Genomic DNA, 15,390 nt, shown 5'->3' with positions numbered 1-15,390 from the left:
GCCCGCCTACGAGGACTGTTCGTCGTCTTTCAACTCCTCGAGTTCCGACTCGACCTCGCTCTCGTCGACGTCGACCTGCGTCGAGTCGTCGGCCAGTTCCGCTTCGAGGTCGGACTCGGAGACATCGGTCTCGCTCTCGTCGGCGCTGGCCTCGCCCTCGCCCATCTCGGCTTTGAGCGTGTCGAGTTCGGCGTCGACCGACCCCTGCTGTTGGACCTCCTCCAGTTCGCGCTCCAGCGAACTCTTATCGGAGAGCTGGTCCTCGAGGACACCGTCCTCGCGGAGTTCGTCCATGGCTTGCGCGCGGGCCTCCATGTCCTCGGTGCGCTCCTCGGCGCGCTCGATGGCGCGGTTGACGTCTTCCATCTCGTCGCCGGCACCGGTCATCGCCTCGTTGACCCGCTTGGAGGCCTTGGCGGCCTCGTGGCGGGCCTTCATGGTCTCCTTTTTCGTCCGGAACTGCTCTATCTGCTGTTGGAGCTCGTTTTTCTGCTCGACCAGTTGGTCCTGCTGGCTCTGGAGGTCCTGAATCTGGCCCTCCAGTTCCTCTATCTGGCTCATCTTCTGCTTTTTCTTCTCGAGGGCCTGCCGGGCGAGGTCCTCGCGGTCCTGTTTGACCGCCTGTCTGGCCTGTTCGTTGTGGTTCTCGACGTTCTCTTCGAGGCGGCGCTTCTGTATCTCCAAGCGCTTCTTCTGTGTCGTGAGGTCCGCGATGCCCTGCTTGACGTCCTGCAGTTCGTTGCGGAGCTGCTCGTAGCTGTAATCGAGGGTCTCGGTCGGGTCCTCCGCCCGGTTCAGGACGGCGTTGACTTTGGACCGGATGACGTACGAGGCGCGCGAGAGGATTCCCATGTGTCTCCGTTAGGGCGTCCCTGACTTAAATTTCTTACACGAGGCGGGAGCGACGAGCAAAGCGTCACGGCTGACCGAAGACGCGAAACCACGTCGCCTCGATGGTCTCCCACTTGGCGTCGACGGCGAACGGCAGCGTGAACAGCAGCGCCACGAGCAGGACCGAGGCGGTGTCGCCCGGCAGCCCGAACGTGGGAACGACGCTGCCGACGAACGCCCCGGTGTGGGCACCGGCGACGACGAACAGCAGTTGGCGGACGCTGCGGCGGCGACGGTCGGAGGGCGAGACGGCCGATTCGGCGACACCGTGGGCGGGCTCGTCGGAGTCCATAGGGGCGTGTCGCGGGCCACCGCGACGTGTCTGTCGACTCGGCGGCGTCCGAGCGGTAGGTTCTCGTGGCCGGCCCCCCTCTCGGGAGGCGTGAGCGAGACCGTCCGCGTCCCCGGCGGCCGCCGCGTCGTCGGGACGCTCGACGCGCCCGCGGCCGACGCCGTCGTCGTCGCCTGCCCACCTCACCCACGGCAGGGCGGGTCGCGCTCGGACCCGCGGTTGCGCGCCGTCGCCGACGCGCTCGCGCCCGACGTGGCGTGCCTGCGGTTCGACTACGGCCCGTGGGACGAGGGCCGGGGCGAGCGCGCCGACGCCGGGAACGCGCTCGCGTGGTCGAGCGACCGCTACGACGCCGTCGGCCTCTTTGGCTACAGCTTCGGCGGGGCCGTGGCCCTGTGTGCCGCCGCCGAGCGCGACCCTGCGCCCGCGGTGGCGGCGCTCGCACCGCCGCCGGACCTCACCGGCGACGGCGACGCGGCCGCCGCGCTCGCGGCCGTCGGCAGCGCGGCCGTGTTCTGTGGCGAGCGCGACGACACCGTCGACTGCGGGGCGGTCGCCCGGCGCGCCGGCGAGGCGGGTCACGCCGTCGAGTGGCTCCCGGCCGACCACCACTTCGTAGGCCAACGCGAGCGGGTCGGCGCGTCGGTCGCCGCGTTCTTCGCCGACGCGCTGTCGCCGTAGCCGTCCATGCGAACCCGTACCAGTATTTATATTCTATAATGTATAATAGTTGTATATGGCAACCGCCGGTCGACGACCCGTCGCGCGCCGGACCAGCCACGGGGTCGTCTCGCTTCTCGCGGGCTTCGTCGCCGGACTGCTCCTGTTTCGGGCGGTGGGCGCGCCGCCGTTCGACGCCGTCTTCTCGGCGCTGACGCTGTCGGTGCTGGTCGCGGTCAGGCGGGCGCTTGCGCCGCGGCGCGTGGGGCGCTGACTGCCACGCGTTGGCGAAGATGGCGCGCTCCGAAACCGTTTTGACGGCCCACGGCGCACCGTCGGTATGCCGACGGAACCCGAGACGGACTACGACCCCGATTTGGGTCGGAAGTTCATCTTCGTCACCGGCGGCGTGATGTCCGGACTGGGCAAAGGCATCACCGCCGCCAGCACAGGTCGTCTCCTCAAAAACGCCGGGTTCGACGTGACCGCGGTCAAGATAGACCCCTATCTCAACGTCGACGCCGGGACGATGAACCCGTACCAGCACGGGGAGGTGTACGTGCTGAAAGACGGCGGCGAGGTCGACCTCGACTTGGGGAACTACGAGCGGTTCCTCGACATCGACATGACCTTCGACCACAACGTCACGACGGGCAAGACCTACCAGCACGTCATCGAGAAAGAGCGCGCTGGCGACTATCTGGGCAAGACGGTCCAGATAATCCCACACATCACCGACGACATCAAGCGGCGCATCCGCGAAGCCGCCGAGGGCAACGACGTCTGTATCATCGAGGTCGGGGGGACGGTCGGGGACATCGAGGGGATGCCCTACCTCGAAGCGCTGCGCCAGTTCGCCCACGAGGAAGACGAGGACGACATTCTCTTTACGCACGTCACGCTCGTCCCGTACTCGAAAAACGGCGAGCAAAAGACCAAGCCGACCCAACACTCCGTGAAGGAACTTCGCTCTATCGGGCTTCAGCCGGACATCCTCGTGGGTCGCTGTTCGGACAAACTCGACATCGACACGCGCGAGAAGATAGCGCTGTTCTGTGACGTGCCCACCGAGGCGGTGTTCTCGAACCCCGACGTGGACGACATCTACCACGTCCCGCTGATGGTCGAGGAGGAGGGGTTAGACGAGTACGTCATGGAGGAACTGGACATCGCCGAGGAGGCCCTGCCCGAGGACCAGCGAGAGAACCGCTGGCGGGAACTGGTCACCCAACAGACCGAGGGCGAGGTCGACGTGGCGCTGGTCGGCAAGTACGACCTCGAAGACGCCTACATCTCCGTCCACGAGGCGCTGAAACACGCCGGCTTGGAGAAGAACGTCGAGGTCAACGTCGACTGGGTCGACTCCGAGAAGATGACCGAGCGCCACGCCGAGCGCATGCGGTCGGCCGACGCCATCGTCGTCCCCGGCGGCTTCGGTACGCGGGGGACACAGGGGAAAATCGACGCCATCCGCCACGCCCGCGAGAACGACGTCCCCTACCTCGGGCTCTGTCTGGGCTTCCAGTTGGCGGTCATCGAGTACGCCCGGAACGTGCTGGGACTCGAGAGCGCTCACTCGGCGGAACTGGACGAGGACACCGCCCACCCTGTCATCGACATCCTGCCCGAGCAGTACGAGGTCGAGGACATGGGCGGGACGATGCGGCTGGGCGCACACGAGACGGCCATCCGGTCCGGGACCTTGGCCCACGCGCTGTACGGGGCCGACGCCTGCACCGAGCGCCACCGCCACCGCTACGAGGTGAATCCGGAGTACATCGACGACCTCGAAGACGCCGGGCTTACGTTCTCCGGGCGCTCGGACAACCGCATGGAGATACTCGAACTCGCGCCCGAGGAACACCCCTACTTCGTCGGGACGCAGTTCCACCCCGAGTTCCGCTCGCGGCCCACCCGCGCCAGCCCGCCCTTCGTCGGCCTGCTGGAGGCGGTACTGGGCGAGGACCCCCACGCGACCCCCGAGGGGGTGAGCCACTGATGGTCGACGTCGACGAGTTTATCGCCGACGCGAAGGCCGAAATCGCCGACGCGGTGGGCGACGCCAACGCCGTCATCGCGCTGTCGGGCGGCGTCGACTCCTCGACGGCCGCCGCGCTGGCCTACGAGGCCATCGGCGACCAACTGACGCCGGTGTACGTCGACACCGGCCTGATGCGGAAAGGCGAGACCGAGCAGATACGCGAGACCTTCGACTACATGGACTCGCTGCGGGTCGTCGACGCACAGGACCGCTTCCTCGACGAACTCGAAGGCGAGACGGACCCCGAGGAGAAGCGCCACATCATCGGCGAGCAGTTCATCCGGGAGTTCGAGGAGGTCGCCCGCGAGGTCGACGCCGACTACCTCGTCCAAGGGACCATCTACCCCGACCGCATCGAGAGCGAGGGCACCATAAAGAGCCACCACAACGTCGGCGGCCTCCCCGAGGTCGTCGACTTCGAGGGCATCGTCGAACCGATGCGGGACCTCTACAAGGACGAGGTGCGGGAAGTGGCCCGCGCGCTCGACTTGGAGGAGATAATCTCCGAGCGGATGCCCTTCCCCGGGCCCGGACTGGCCGTGCGAATCATCGGCGAGGTGACCGCGGAGAAACTGGCGGTGGCCCGCGAGGCCAACCACGTCGTCGAGGAGGAACTGGAGGAGTACGAACCGTGGCAGGCGCTGGCGGCCGTCATCGGCAAGGCCACCGGCGTCAAGGGCGACAACCGCGTCCACGGCTGGGTCGTCGCCGTCCGCTCCGTCGAGAGCCGCGACGGCATGACCGCCCGCGCGCAGGAACTCGACTGGGAGACGCTCCAGCGCATCCAGAGCCGCATCACGGGCGCTCACGAGAACGTCGCCCGCGTCGTCTACGACGTGACCCATAAGCCCCCGGCGACCATCGAGTACGAATGAAGGTCGTCCTCGTCGGTTCGGACCCGGAGGGAATCGCCGCGGCCGTCGAGGCTGCCGGCCACGCAGTCACCGTCGCCGACGTGGGGAACCGCCCCGGGCTGGAGGAGGCCGGCGTCCACGACGCCGACGTGTACTTCCTGACCGAGATGGACCAAGCCACCTCCATCGCCGTCGCCAAGGACCTCAACCCCGAGGTCCGCGTCGTCGTCTACGCCGAGGGGTCGCTACCGGAGTTCGCCACCCGCCAGACCGACCTCGTCGTCGACCCGAACCTGCTCGCGCCCGACGCCGTCGCCGAAGAACTGTAGGCTACAGGCTCGCAACGAGGTCGTCGAAGCGGTCCCGCCCGCCCCGCAGGAAGGGGACGCCGTGGCCCGGTGCGGCTATCTCGAAGTCGCCGGCCGCCGCGGCCAGCGCCTCGACGCTCCGGGTCACGTCGTCGGTGTCGTCGCTCAGCAGCCACGGCGACGGCTCGAACACGCCGCCGTCCTCCCGGACGAGGTCGCCAAGCAGCGCCAGCGACAGGTCGTCGCTGACGTAACAGACGTGGCCGGGGGTATGGCCGGGGGTGTGGTAGACGGTGAAACTCCCGACCGTGTCGCCGTCCGAGAGCGGTTCGACCGGGTTCGCCGGCGGGTCGCCAAGCGCGGTGAGCAGGCACTGGGACGCCCCCTTGCGGGTGTCGAGCGGCGGCCGGCGCTCCCGGGTCAGGTAGGGGGCGTCGCCCGCGCCGACGTGTATCGTCAGGTCTAGGCCGTCGAGCGCCGAGAGCCCGCCGACGTGGTCGGCGTCGAAGTGTGTCACCAGCACCCGGTCGAGGTCCCGGCGGTCGAAGCCGGCCTCGTGGATGCCGGCGAGGAGGCGGTCCCCGTGCCACGGGAGTCCGGCGTCGACCAGCGTCAGCGCCCCCGCGTCGTCGACGAGGTAGGCGTTGACGCCGCCGAGGTCGTACCACCAGACGGCGTCCGAGAGCGGCGTCACCATGCGTCGACGTAGGAGCGAGGCGAACAAAACAGTTGGCCGGCGCTCGCCGCCCCGCCGTCGCGGGCCGCCTCAGAGCGCCGACGCCTCGGTGTCGTCGCGCAGTTGCGTGAACGCCTCCGCGATGACGCCGAGGGTGAGCAGCGAGAACGGCAGGACGACGATGCCCGAGACGAGCGTCGCTATCGCCGGCCCGGCGACGGCACCGACGAGCAGCGACGCGAGAACGGAGAGCACCGACGAGGCGATTCCGACGACGACGACCAGAACCACCACCAGCGCGAACAGGCGGAGCCAGCTGCCCCGCGTCAGCCGCCAACTGTCCCGGAGCGCCGCGACGAAGTTCTCGTCCTCGACGGCGACGTAGACGAGCACGAACAGGAACGCGACGTAGGCGATGATACCCGGGACGACGAGGAGCGAACCGAGGGCGACCAACAGCCCGTAGGCGAGGCCCCCGACCACCGAGTTGACGAGGGCGAGCGCCATGTTGCGCGTGTAGTACGCCGACGGAATCGCGTCCGCGTGCCCGCCGACGAACGTCCTGATGGCGACGATAGTGAGCACCTGCAACAGCAGGAGCGAGAGGAGGGCCACGGCGACGGCCACCGCGAGCGGCACGTCGAGCGCGGGGAGCGGTACGTCGCCGGTGGTCGGGCCGTGTTCCCGGAGCCACGTGACGACCGCGCTGTAGAACGCGACCTGCCAGATAGTGCCGAGGACGACGTAAGCGAGCGTGAGGACCGCGCCGTTCCGGTTTGCGATGCGACGGAGACCGCCGGTCAGCGAGGAACCGATGTTCAGGGTCACGGACCGTTTTCGCCCCGGAACCGACGTAAAGCGTGCTGCCGAGCTTCTGAGACAGAAACTCGTCGGAAGGCGTCGCGAGCGGCCACCGTCGGGGGGACGGAGCCGAACCGCCCAAGTGACTCAGCCGCGAAGCCGGGGCATGCGCGCGTTCCGCGTCGCCTACGACGGCCGCGGCTTCCACGGCTTCCAGCGCCAGCCGGACGTACGAACCGTCGAGGACGCACTGCTGGACGCCCTCGACGCCCTCGACGCGACCGACCGGCGGGTGCCGCCGGGCTACGCGGCCGCGGGGCGCACCGACGCCGGCGTCTCGGCCGTCGCCCAGACCGTCGCCTTCGAGGCCCCGGCGTGGCTCACCCCCGCCGCCTTCGACAGCGAACTCCCCGACGCCGTCCGCGCGTGGGCCAGCGCCGACGCCCCGCCCGGGTTCCACGCGACCCACGACGCCGCCGAGCGCGCGTACACCTACTACCTGCACGCGCCCGACGCCGACGACGCGCTGGCGCGCCGGACCCTCGGCGCGCTGGCGGGCACCCGCGACTACCACAACCTCACGCCCGACGACGAGGGGACCGTCCGGACGCTCTCGACCGCCCTCGCCCGCGACGGCGAGTTCCTCGTCGTCGAACTCCGGGCCGACGGGTTCGCTCGCCAACTCGTCCGCCGCGTCGTCGGCCTGCTCGCGGAGGTACTCCGGGGGGAGTCCCCGCCCGCGAAGGTCGGCCGCGCGCTCGCGCCGACGCCGCTTGCCGGTCCCGACGGTATCGCGCCCGCGCCGCCGGCCCCGCTGGTGTTGACCGACGTGCGCTACCCCGACCTGTCCTTCGTGTCCGACGACCGCGTCGCACGCGAGGCGGGCGAGGTGTTCGCGGCGACGCGGGCCGAGCGACTGGCCGGGGCGCGGGTGGCCGGGCGGGTCGCCGACGGGCTGGAGTAGCCCGCCGCGGTCGGCGAGAAAGGCTTACTTCCGCCCCCGCCATAGCCGGGGCTATGAGTTCGGTACCCGCACGCGAGGACGTCGCCGAGGCCCACAAGTGGGACCTCGAATCGCTCTACGCCGACGACGAGGCCTGGGAGGCCGCCTACGAACGGGCCGAGGGACTGGTGGCCGACCTCGAAGCCTACGAGGGCAGAGCCACCGAGGACGCCGCCACGCTCCGGGAGACGCTGGAGACGTACGAGGAGCTGATGCGGACCGTCTCGAACGTCGCCGCCTACGCCCGGATGCGCCGGGACGAGGACACGACCGACGACACGTATCAGGCGCTCACGGCCCGCGCGCAGTCGCTGTCCTCGGAGGCCCAATCGGCCGCGTCGTTCCTCGAACCGGAGCTACAGGAACTGGCGTGGGACGACATCGAGGCGCTGATAGACGCCGAGCCGGCGCTTTCGCCCTACGAGCACTACTTCGACGACGTGCTCCGGACGAAGGCCCACACCCGCTCGACGGAGGTGGAGAACCTGCTGGCGGAACTGGGCGAGGTCACCGGCGCGCCCGGCGAGGTGTACAACATGCTCGCCAACGCCGACATGGAGTTCCCGACCGTGACGGACCCCGACGGCGACGACCAGCCAGTCACGCTCAACAACTTCACGACGCTCCAGAAAAAGCCCGACCGCGACTTCCGCCGGCGGGTGTACGAGTCCTTCTACGACGAGTGGGCGGGCGTCCGCAACGCCGTCGGCGCGGCCTACAAGAACGCCGTCAAGACCGACGTGAAGCTGGCGAACGCGCGCGACTACGACACCGCCCGCGAGGCGGCGCTGGACGGCCCGAACGTGCCAAGCGAGGTGTACGACACGCTCGTCGACACCGTCCACGACAACCTCGACAGCCTCCACCGCCACGCCGACCTGAAACGGGAAGCCATCGGCGCGGACGAACTGCGGCCGTGGGACCTCTACGTCCCGCTCGTCGACGGCGAATCCCCCGAAATCGAGTACGAACAGGCCTGCGAGTACGTCACCGACGCCGTCGCGCCGCTGGGCGAGGACTACCAGTCCCGGCTGGCCGAGGGGCTCGACTCGCGGTGGGTCGACGTCTACGAGACGAAACACAAGCAGTCGGGGGCCTACTCCGGCGGGACCTACGACTCCCAGCCGTTCATCCTGCTGAACTATCAGGACGACGTGAGTTCGATGTACACGCTGGCCCACGAACTCGGCCACTCGCTGCACTCGGAGTACACCAGCGACGAGCAGCCGTTCGTCTACTCGGGCTACGAGATATTCGTCGCCGAGGTCGCCTCGACGGTCAACGAGACGCTGCTGACCCACCACCTGCTGGAGACCGTCGAGGACGACACGCTGCGCCGGCACGTCCTCAACGAGTACCTCGAACGGTTCCGCTCGACGCTGTACCGCCAGACCATGTTCGCCGAGTTCGAACAGCGCACCCACGAGATGGCCGAGGCCGGCGAGCCACTGACCCCCGACCGGCTGGACGAGCTCTACGCGGACCTGAAAGGCGACTACTACGAGCCGGCGGTCCTCGACGACCGCATCGCCCGCGAGTGGATGCGCATCCCGCACTTCTACCGGGCGTTCTACGTCTACCAGTACGCCACCGGCATCTCCGCCGCGGTGGCGCTGGTCGACGGGATTCTGGAGGCGGGCGAACCCGCCGCAGAGCGCTACGTCGACTTCCTCCGCAGCGGCTCCCGGGAGTACCCGCTGGAGCTGCTGCGCGACGCCGGCGTCGACATGGCGAGTCCCGAGCCGGTCGCGTCGGCGCTGTCGACCTACGACGACTACCTCGACGAGTTCGCCGGCCTGCTGTAACCCGGGACGAGTCAGTCGGGAACACACGGGCCGCGACCGGCCACTGAAAAGCGACCACCGCAACACACTGTACCGGCGCTCCGACAGCATTAGGGAGACAGACGGATGGGCCCGCGCCGGAGTGGTGACGGCCGACTGGGCTGACCGTATCGGCGACGACGTGGAATCGCCGTCGGCGGTGTCGGAACACCACCCGGCGTCGCGCGACGGAGCCGAGCCGGTTAAACACCGGCGGGCCGTCCCGAACACTCGGACCACGCCCGGGGATTCTTATTCGCGCCGCCTGAAACAAACGGCATGTCCGCGCAGCCAACGGCAGACAGTACCCCGCTCGTCAGCCTCCCCGCGAACCCGGTCGGATACGTGGCGATTCTCGCGGCCCTCGTCTCGGCCGCGATTCACCTCCTGCTGGGGCCGGGCCTGCTGGGATTCAGTCGGACGCTCGGCACGCTGTTCATCCTGAACGGGCTGGGCTTTCTCGGCGGTATCGCGCTGTATCTGAGCCGGTACTGGCGGCCCGAACTGTACCTCGTCGCCGCCGGCTACGGGGCCGCGACCGTCCTCGCGCTGTTCGCGTTCCAAGGGTTCAGCGTGGACGTATTCGTGGCCCGCGGTGGCGGCGTCGACCTGTTGACCGTCGCCGCCAAGGCGGCCGAACTCGTCTTCGTCGGCGCGACGCTCTACCTCTATCGGCAGGCGTGACGACGGGGACGCCCGTTCGGACACCGTGAGGTCGGTCCGCCGACCGGGTCAGTCGAGGTTTATCGCGACGGTCTTCGTCTGGCGGTACTCGTCGAGCGCCTCGGCACCGCACTCGCGGCCGATGCCGGAGCGCTTGTACCCGCCGAAGGCGAGTCCCGGAGCGAACCGCGCGTAGTCGTTGACCCAGACCGTGCCGGCTTCGATGTCGGCGGCGGCCCGGTGGGCGAGCGAGAGGTCCTCGGTGGCCACGGCGGACGCCAACCCGTAGTCGACGGCGTTCGCCAACGCGATGGCCTCGGCGTAGTCGCCGAACTCGATGACGGAGGCGACGGGGCCAAAGACCTCCTCCTGTGCGAGCCGGCTGTCGTTGTCGACGCCGTCGAAGACCGTCGGTTCGTGGAACCAGCCCGGCCCGGCGAGGCCCGCGCCCCCGTGGACGAGGTCCGCGCCGCCGTCGCGGCCGATTTCGATGTAGTCGCGCACCTTCTCGTACTGCTGTTCCGACGACAGCGGACCGACCGTCGTCTCCGCGTCGAGCGGGTCGCCGACGCTCCACTCCGCGGCCGCGTCGAGGAAGTGGTCGAGGAACTCCGCGTGGACGTCCTCGTGGACCAGCGTCCGCGAGAGCGCGTCACACGACTGGCCGACGTTGTAGAAGATTCCCTCCGCGGCGGTCGCGGCCGCGGCCTCTAAGTCGGCGTCGGGGAAGACGACAAAGGGCGACTTCCCGCCGAGTTCGAGCGTCACCGGGGTGATGTTCTCCGCCGCGGCACCCATCACCAGTTCCCCGGTCGAATCCTCCCCGGTGAACGAGAGCTTGTCGACGCCGGGGTGGCTCGTCAGCGCCGCCCCGGCCTCGTCGCCGAGCCCGTGGACGACGTTCAGCGCCCCGTCGGGGAGGATGCCCGTCGCCAACTGCGCCAGTCGGGTCGCCGTCAGCGGGGTCGACTCCGCCGGCTTCAACACGACGGCGTTGCCGGCCGCCAGCGCCGGGCCGAGCTTCCAACTGGTCAGCAACACGGGGTAGTTCCACGGGACGACGAGGCCGGCGACGCCGTAGGGCTCGGCCCGGTTGTAGGCGTGGGTGTCGCCCCCGACGGGGACCCGGTCGTCGGTGTCGCCGTGCAGGAGGTGGGCGTAGTACTCGATGTACCCGATGCCCTCGTCGATTTCCGCGGCCGCGAACGCCTCCGGTTTCCCGGTGTCGAGCGACTCCAGTCGCGCCAGTTCGTCGGCGTGGTCGCGGAGTTCGGCGGCCCACGCCAGCAGTCGGTCGGCGCGCTCGGTATGGTCCAGCGCGCCCCACTCGCCCTCGAACGCCCCGCGAGCGGCGTCGACGGCCGCGTCGATTTCGGACGCGCCCCCGCGGGGGACGGTCGTGATGGGCGCGTCGACCGCGGGGTCCCGTGTCGTGAGCGTGTCGCCGCCGTCGGCCGGCCGGCCGCGCCCGTCTATCCACAGCGGGAACTGTCGGTCGCTCGTCGCCGCCGCGATGGCCTGTTCGTGTCGGTCGTGCATCTCCGGGTCGAAGTCGTGGCTCATGCTATCCAGTAGGTCTTCGCGTTGGTGAACTCCCTGATGCCGTGGCGGGACAGTTCGACGCCGTATCCGGAGTCCTTGACGCCGCCGAAGGGCAGTCGTGGGTCGGATTTGGACATCTCGTTGACGAAAGCCGCGCCGGCATCGATGCGCTCGGCGACGCGGCGGCCCCGCTCGCGGTCCGCGGTCCACACCGACGCGCTGAGTCCGTAGTCCGTGTCGTTTGCGACCGCCACGGCCGCCGCCTCGTCCGCGACCTCGACGACGGTCGCGACGGGGCCGAACAGCTCCTCGGCCCGTGCCGGGCAGTCCGCCGGGGCGTCGGTCAGGACCGTCGGCGGGTAGTAGAAGCCCTCGCCGTCGAGCGGAGCGCCGCCGCAGTGACACGTCGCGCCGGCCGCGACGCTCGCCTCGACCTGTTCGTGTAGCTCCGAGCGCAGGTCCGCCCGCGCCTGCGGTCCGACATCGGTGTCCGGGTGGGTCGGGTCGCCGACGGTCAGGTCCTCCATCCGGTCGACGAAGCGGTCGAGGAACTCGTCGTAGACGGCCGTGTGGACGAGCAGGCGCTTGGCGGCGATACAGGACTGCCCGCCGTTTTGCGTGCGGGCGGTGACGGCGGTCTCGACCGCGGCGTCGAGGTCGGCGTCGTCGAGAACCACGTAGGGGTCGCTCCCGCCGAGTTCCAGCACGGTCTTCGTGATGTTCCGGCCGGCCGTCTCCGCGACGGCCCGGCCCGCCCGCGTGCTGCCGGTCAGCGTGACGGACCGGACGCGGTCGTCCGCGACGACGCCCGCGACGCGGTCGGCCTCGATTCGCAGCGACTGGAAGACGGCGTCGGGGTAGCCGGCGTCCCGGAACGCCGACTCGATGGCGGCGGCACAGCCGAACGTCGTCGGCGAGTGTTTCAACAGCGCGGCGTTGCCGGCGGTCACTGCGGGGACGGCGAACCGGAACACCTGCCAGAACGGGAAGTTCCACGGCATCACTCCCAGCACGGCACCCAGCGGCTCGTAGGCGACGTACGTCTCCGCGCCCGGTTCGCTCCCGATGCGCTCGTCTTGGAGGTACGCGGCCGCGTTCTCGGCGTAGTGGTCACACAGCCACGCGCACTTCTCGATTTCGCCGACGCCTTGGTCGACCGGTTTCCCCATCTCGGCGGCCATCAGCCGCGCGTAGCGCTCGGTCCGGTCCCGGAGGACCGCGGCCAGTTCCGCGGCCAGTTCCTGCCGGGCCTCGACCGAGCGGGACCGCCACGTCTCGGCCGCGCCGTCGGCCGCCGAGAGAGCGGCGTCGACGGCCGCGTCGTCGTGTGGGTCGTAGGTGTCGATTCGTTCGCCGGTCGCGGGATTGGTGGTTTCGAATGTCATTCTGCGAACTGTCGTTCGAGGAGGGTCACGAGGAGGTACGCCGCGAGTCGCTGGGTCCCCTCGCTGGGGTCGTGGCCCGGCGCGACTTCCATCAGGTCGGCCCCCGCGACGGCGTCGTGCCGACCCAGCGTCTCCACGACCGTCAAGGCCTGATTCGCGGAGAGACCACCGGGTTCCGGCGTCCCCGTCCCCGGGGCGACGCTGGGGTCGACGGCGTCGATGTCGAACGTGACGTAGACCGCGTCCGTCCCCTCGGCCGCGGCGTCGACGGCCGACTCGACCACGGCCTCGATGCCGCGGTCGGCCACGTCGCGCATGGTGTAGAGGTTCAGGCCGCTCTCGGCGGCGAAGTCGAAGAACTCCGGGGACTCGTAGCCCCGGATGCCGACTTGGCTGATGTCGGCGTAGTCACAGTACGGCGAGTCGGCCACCAGCGCCGTGCTCGACCCGTGGAACTCGTCGCCGAACACCGGGCTGTCGGTGCTGGTGTCGGTGTGTGCGTCTATCTGGACGAGGCCGACGCTGTCATGGCCCGCGCCCTCGGCGAACCCCCGCACCGACGGGGCGGTGCAGTAGTGGTCACCGCCCAGCACGACCGGGAACGCCCGCTCGCTGATGGCCGCGACGTGGGCCTCGATGCTCTCGGCGGTGCGCGAACGGTCCATCGGGAACACCGGCACGTCGCCACAATCGGTCACCGAGAGTTCGGAGAAGTCGACCTGCTTGCCGGTCCGCATGTTGGTCAGGCCGCCCTTGTACCCCGAGAGGTACGCCCACCACCCGCTCGCCCGGCGAATCGCCTGCGGGCCGTAGCGAGCGCCCGGCCGGTTGCTGACGGCACCGTCGTAGGGCACGCCGACGACGGCCGCGTCGTAGCCGCCGAGTTCGTCCACGTCGCGGTGGTCGGCTTTCAGGAACGTCTCGATACCGGCGTACGGGAGTTCGACCCCCGGCCCGATGTCGCCGGCGCGCCGGCCGCGCTGTCGGCTCACGGCTCGACCTCCGCCAGTGCGTCCCGGAGGCCGTCGACGGCCGTGGACAACTGCTCGCGGCTGATGGTCAGTGGCGGCTGGAAACGAATGACGTTCTTGTGGTACCCGCCGACGCCCATGATGATGCCGTTGTCTCTGAGCGTGGTACCGACCCGTTTGGCGGCGTCGGGGGCGGGCTCCGGTGCGACGCCCATCGGACCGGTGTCGCCGTCGGGGTCGACGAGTTCGACCCCCTGCATCAGCCCGAGGCCGCGGGCGTCGCCGACGATGTCGAACGCCGCCGCGAGGTCGTCCAACTGCGCCGACAGCCACGCGCCCTGCTCGCGCGCGTTCTCGACGACGCCGCCGGTCAGTTCGTCGATGGTCGCCAGCGCGGCCGCACACGCGACCGGGTTGCCGCCGAACGTCGAGAGGTGGTCGCCGGCCTCGAACGCGTCGGCGACCTCGGCGGAGGCGGTGAACGCGCCGAGCGGCATCCCGTTGGCGATGCCTTTCGCCTGCGAGAGGATGTCCGGCACCACGTCGAAGTGCTCCGACGCGAACATCTCTCCGGTCCGCCCGTACCCGGTCTGGACCTCGTCGAGGACGAGCAAGCCGCCGTGGTCGTGGGTTATCTCTCGGACCCGTTCGAGCCACCCCTCTGGTGGAACTATTATTCCACCCTCGCCCATCACCGGCTCGACCACGACGGCCGCGAGGTCGTCGGCGGTGTGAGTGCCGATGACACGCTCCAAGTCGTCGGCACAGGCACACGAACACGGGCCACCGTCACACAGCTGACAGCGGTAGGCGTACGGCGGCGCGACGTGGGCGACGTCGTTTATCGTCGGGGCCATCTCGTTCTTGTAGGCCTTGTTGCCGGTCAGCGCGAGGCTCCCGAGCGTGCGGCCGTGGAACCCCATTTCGAGGGCGACGACCTCCTTGCTGCCGGTGTACTTCCGGGCGAGCTTGATAGCGCCCTCGACCGCCTCGGTCCCGGAGTTACAGAAGAAGGACTTCTGGAGGTCGCCGGGCGTTATCTCGGCCAGCCGTTCGCCCAGCCGAGCGACCGGTTCGCTCGGGTGCACGTACGAACACCCGTGGACGAACTCGTCGAGTTGCGCCTTGGCCGCTTCGACGACGGCCTCGTTGTTGTGGCCGACGTTCGTCACGGAGATACCGGAGAACACGTCGAGATACTCGTTGCCCTCGTAGTCCTCGACGGTGCAGTTCGACGCCCGTTTGACCGGGACGTTGAGGCTCTTCCAGATGGGCATCACGTAGTCGTCGTACCGACCGACGACGTCGTCGTTGCCGTCGACCGCGTCTCCGTTTGGCGGCTCTGTGGTTCTATCTGACATATTTTGGGCGTTCGTCGTGGAAAAGAGCTTCCACCATATTACACCTGAGCGTGCGACTTTTCATAAAGCTTCCGTCGGTTGTCCGGAAGCTATGAGTGACCGCACGGGGTTCTCGGCGT

Annotated in this window: 16 protein-coding genes; 8 read left to right on the top strand and 8 right to left on the bottom strand. The window is 69.3% G+C overall.

The genetic code is table 11. From position 1 onward, the window contains the following. Positions 1-6: 6 nt before the first annotated feature. A complete protein-coding gene (locus tag ACV7JO_RS01810; protein ID WP_470354633.1) occupies positions 7-852 on the bottom strand; it encodes a PspA/IM30 family protein in 846 nt (281 codons plus the stop codon). A gap of 64 nt (positions 853-916) precedes the next feature. After that, positions 917-1,183 (bottom strand): hypothetical protein, encoded by a 267-nt coding sequence (locus ACV7JO_RS01805; protein ID WP_470354632.1) that lies wholly within the window; start codon positions 1,181-1,183, stop codon positions 917-919. 90 nt (positions 1,184-1,273) lie between these two features. Between ACV7JO_RS01805 and ACV7JO_RS01800 the strand changes: the two genes are divergently transcribed. From ACV7JO_RS01800 to ACV7JO_RS01780, 5 genes are all read left to right on the top strand, one after another. Then, on the top strand, positions 1,274-1,864 hold the full coding sequence (locus tag ACV7JO_RS01800) for an alpha/beta hydrolase (RefSeq protein ID WP_470354631.1): 591 nt from the start codon (positions 1,274-1,276) through the stop codon (positions 1,862-1,864). 55 nt (positions 1,865-1,919) lie between these two features. Beyond that, positions 1,920-2,117 carry a hypothetical protein gene (locus ACV7JO_RS01795; RefSeq protein WP_470354630.1) on the top strand — a complete coding sequence of 66 codons (198 nt, stop codon included), beginning with the start codon at positions 1,920-1,922 and terminating at the stop codon, positions 2,115-2,117. 66 nt (positions 2,118-2,183) lie between these two features. After that, positions 2,184-3,842: a glutamine hydrolyzing CTP synthase gene (pyrG, locus tag ACV7JO_RS01790; protein WP_470354629.1), complete on the top strand. Its 1,659-nt coding sequence runs from the start codon at positions 2,184-2,186 to the stop codon at positions 3,840-3,842. Then, positions 3,842-4,759 (top strand): glutamine-hydrolyzing GMP synthase, encoded by a 918-nt coding sequence (gene guaA, locus ACV7JO_RS01785; protein WP_470354628.1) that lies wholly within the window; start codon positions 3,842-3,844, stop codon positions 4,757-4,759. Before pyrG ends, guaA begins: the two co-directional genes overlap by 1 nt. Then, positions 4,756-5,067 (top strand): DUF7126 family protein, encoded by a 312-nt coding sequence (locus tag ACV7JO_RS01780; RefSeq protein ID WP_470354627.1) that lies wholly within the window; start codon positions 4,756-4,758, stop codon positions 5,065-5,067. The genes guaA and ACV7JO_RS01780 overlap by 4 nt, the downstream gene beginning before the upstream one ends. A 1-nt stretch (position 5,068) precedes the next feature. Here ACV7JO_RS01780 and ACV7JO_RS01775 read toward each other — a convergent pair whose 3' ends face one another. Together ACV7JO_RS01775 and ACV7JO_RS01770 are read right to left on the bottom strand one after the other, a co-directional pair. Next, a complete protein-coding gene (locus ACV7JO_RS01775; protein ID WP_470354626.1) occupies positions 5,069-5,743 on the bottom strand; it encodes an MBL fold metallo-hydrolase in 675 nt (224 codons plus the stop codon). Between the two features lie 69 nt (positions 5,744-5,812). Then, positions 5,813-6,550, bottom strand: coding sequence for a DUF7847 domain-containing protein (locus ACV7JO_RS01770; protein ID WP_470354625.1), 738 nt, complete (start codon positions 6,548-6,550; stop codon positions 5,813-5,815). Between the two features lie 139 nt (positions 6,551-6,689). Between ACV7JO_RS01770 and truA the strand changes: the two genes are divergently transcribed. The 3 genes from truA (at position 6,690) to ACV7JO_RS01755 (ending at position 10,033) form a co-directional block, all read left to right on the top strand. Continuing rightward, on the top strand, positions 6,690-7,487 hold the full coding sequence (truA, locus tag ACV7JO_RS01765; protein WP_470354624.1) for a tRNA pseudouridine(38-40) synthase TruA: 798 nt from the start codon (positions 6,690-6,692) through the stop codon (positions 7,485-7,487). 53 nt (positions 7,488-7,540) lie between these two features. Beyond that, positions 7,541-9,331 carry an oligoendopeptidase F gene (gene pepF / locus ACV7JO_RS01760; protein ID WP_470354623.1) on the top strand — a complete coding sequence of 597 codons (1,791 nt, stop codon included), beginning with the start codon at positions 7,541-7,543 and terminating at the stop codon, positions 9,329-9,331. 297 nt (positions 9,332-9,628) lie between these two features. After that, positions 9,629-10,033, top strand: coding sequence for a DUF7475 family protein (locus tag ACV7JO_RS01755; protein ID WP_470354622.1), 405 nt, complete (start codon positions 9,629-9,631; stop codon positions 10,031-10,033). 48 nt (positions 10,034-10,081) lie between these two features. Here ACV7JO_RS01755 and ACV7JO_RS01750 read toward each other — a convergent pair whose 3' ends face one another. The 4 genes from ACV7JO_RS01750 to ACV7JO_RS01735 are packed head-to-tail and all read right to left on the bottom strand — an operon-like array spanning position 10,082 to position 15,271. After that, the gene (locus ACV7JO_RS01750) at positions 10,082-11,575 is read right to left on the bottom strand and encodes an aldehyde dehydrogenase family protein (RefSeq protein WP_470354621.1); all 1,494 of its coding nucleotides are present in this window, start codon (positions 11,573-11,575) and stop codon (positions 10,082-10,084) included. Beyond that, entirely contained in the window at positions 11,572-12,939 is a 1,368-nt protein-coding gene (locus tag ACV7JO_RS01745) for an NAD-dependent succinate-semialdehyde dehydrogenase (protein WP_470354620.1), read from the bottom strand. Before ACV7JO_RS01745 ends, ACV7JO_RS01750 begins: the two co-directional genes overlap by 4 nt. Further along, complete coding sequence (gene speB / locus ACV7JO_RS01740; RefSeq protein ID WP_470354619.1) at positions 12,936-13,931, bottom strand: agmatinase; 996 nt, start codon at positions 13,929-13,931, stop codon at positions 12,936-12,938. The genes ACV7JO_RS01745 and speB overlap by 4 nt, the downstream gene beginning before the upstream one ends. Beyond that, positions 13,928-15,271, bottom strand: a complete 1,344-nt coding sequence (locus tag ACV7JO_RS01735; protein WP_470354618.1) for an aspartate aminotransferase family protein — start codon at positions 15,269-15,271, stop codon at positions 13,928-13,930. Before ACV7JO_RS01735 ends, speB begins: the two co-directional genes overlap by 4 nt. Positions 15,272-15,390 lie beyond the last annotated feature (119 nt).

This window comes from Haloarcula sp. MBLA0138 (genome assembly GCF_055632455.1).
The sequence above is the reverse complement of the archived record's forward strand: the minus strand, read 5'-3'. Positions and strand labels throughout refer to the sequence as shown.

What these genes read in the sequence shown, in the direction of transcription:
- pyrG (WP_470354629.1), top strand. Translation starts at nt 2,184, where the DNA reads ATGCCGACGGAACCCGAGACGGACTACGACCCCGATTTGGGTCGGAAG.
- ACV7JO_RS01735 (WP_470354618.1), bottom strand. Translation starts at nt 15,271, where the DNA reads ATGTCAGATAGAACCACAGAGCCGCCAAACGGAGACGCGGTCGACGGC.
- ACV7JO_RS01795 (WP_470354630.1), top strand. Translation starts at nt 1,920, where the DNA reads ATGGCAACCGCCGGTCGACGACCCGTCGCGCGCCGGACCAGCCACGGG.
- ACV7JO_RS01745 (WP_470354620.1), bottom strand. Translation starts at nt 12,939, where the DNA reads ATGACATTCGAAACCACCAATCCCGCGACCGGCGAACGAATCGACACC.
- ACV7JO_RS01805 (WP_470354632.1), bottom strand. Translation starts at nt 1,183, where the DNA reads ATGGACTCCGACGAGCCCGCCCACGGTGTCGCCGAATCGGCCGTCTCG.
- ACV7JO_RS01780 (WP_470354627.1), top strand. Translation starts at nt 4,756, where the DNA reads ATGAAGGTCGTCCTCGTCGGTTCGGACCCGGAGGGAATCGCCGCGGCC.
- ACV7JO_RS01750 (WP_470354621.1), bottom strand. Translation starts at nt 11,575, where the DNA reads ATGAGCCACGACTTCGACCCGGAGATGCACGACCGACACGAACAGGCC.
- ACV7JO_RS01810 (WP_470354633.1), bottom strand. Translation starts at nt 852, where the DNA reads ATGGGAATCCTCTCGCGCGCCTCGTACGTCATCCGGTCCAAAGTCAAC.
- guaA (WP_470354628.1), top strand. Translation starts at nt 3,842, where the DNA reads ATGGTCGACGTCGACGAGTTTATCGCCGACGCGAAGGCCGAAATCGCC.
- pepF (WP_470354623.1), top strand. Translation starts at nt 7,541, where the DNA reads ATGAGTTCGGTACCCGCACGCGAGGACGTCGCCGAGGCCCACAAGTGG.
- ACV7JO_RS01775 (WP_470354626.1), bottom strand. Translation starts at nt 5,743, where the DNA reads ATGGTGACGCCGCTCTCGGACGCCGTCTGGTGGTACGACCTCGGCGGC.
- truA (WP_470354624.1), top strand. Translation starts at nt 6,690, where the DNA reads ATGCGCGCGTTCCGCGTCGCCTACGACGGCCGCGGCTTCCACGGCTTC.
- ACV7JO_RS01755 (WP_470354622.1), top strand. Translation starts at nt 9,629, where the DNA reads ATGTCCGCGCAGCCAACGGCAGACAGTACCCCGCTCGTCAGCCTCCCC.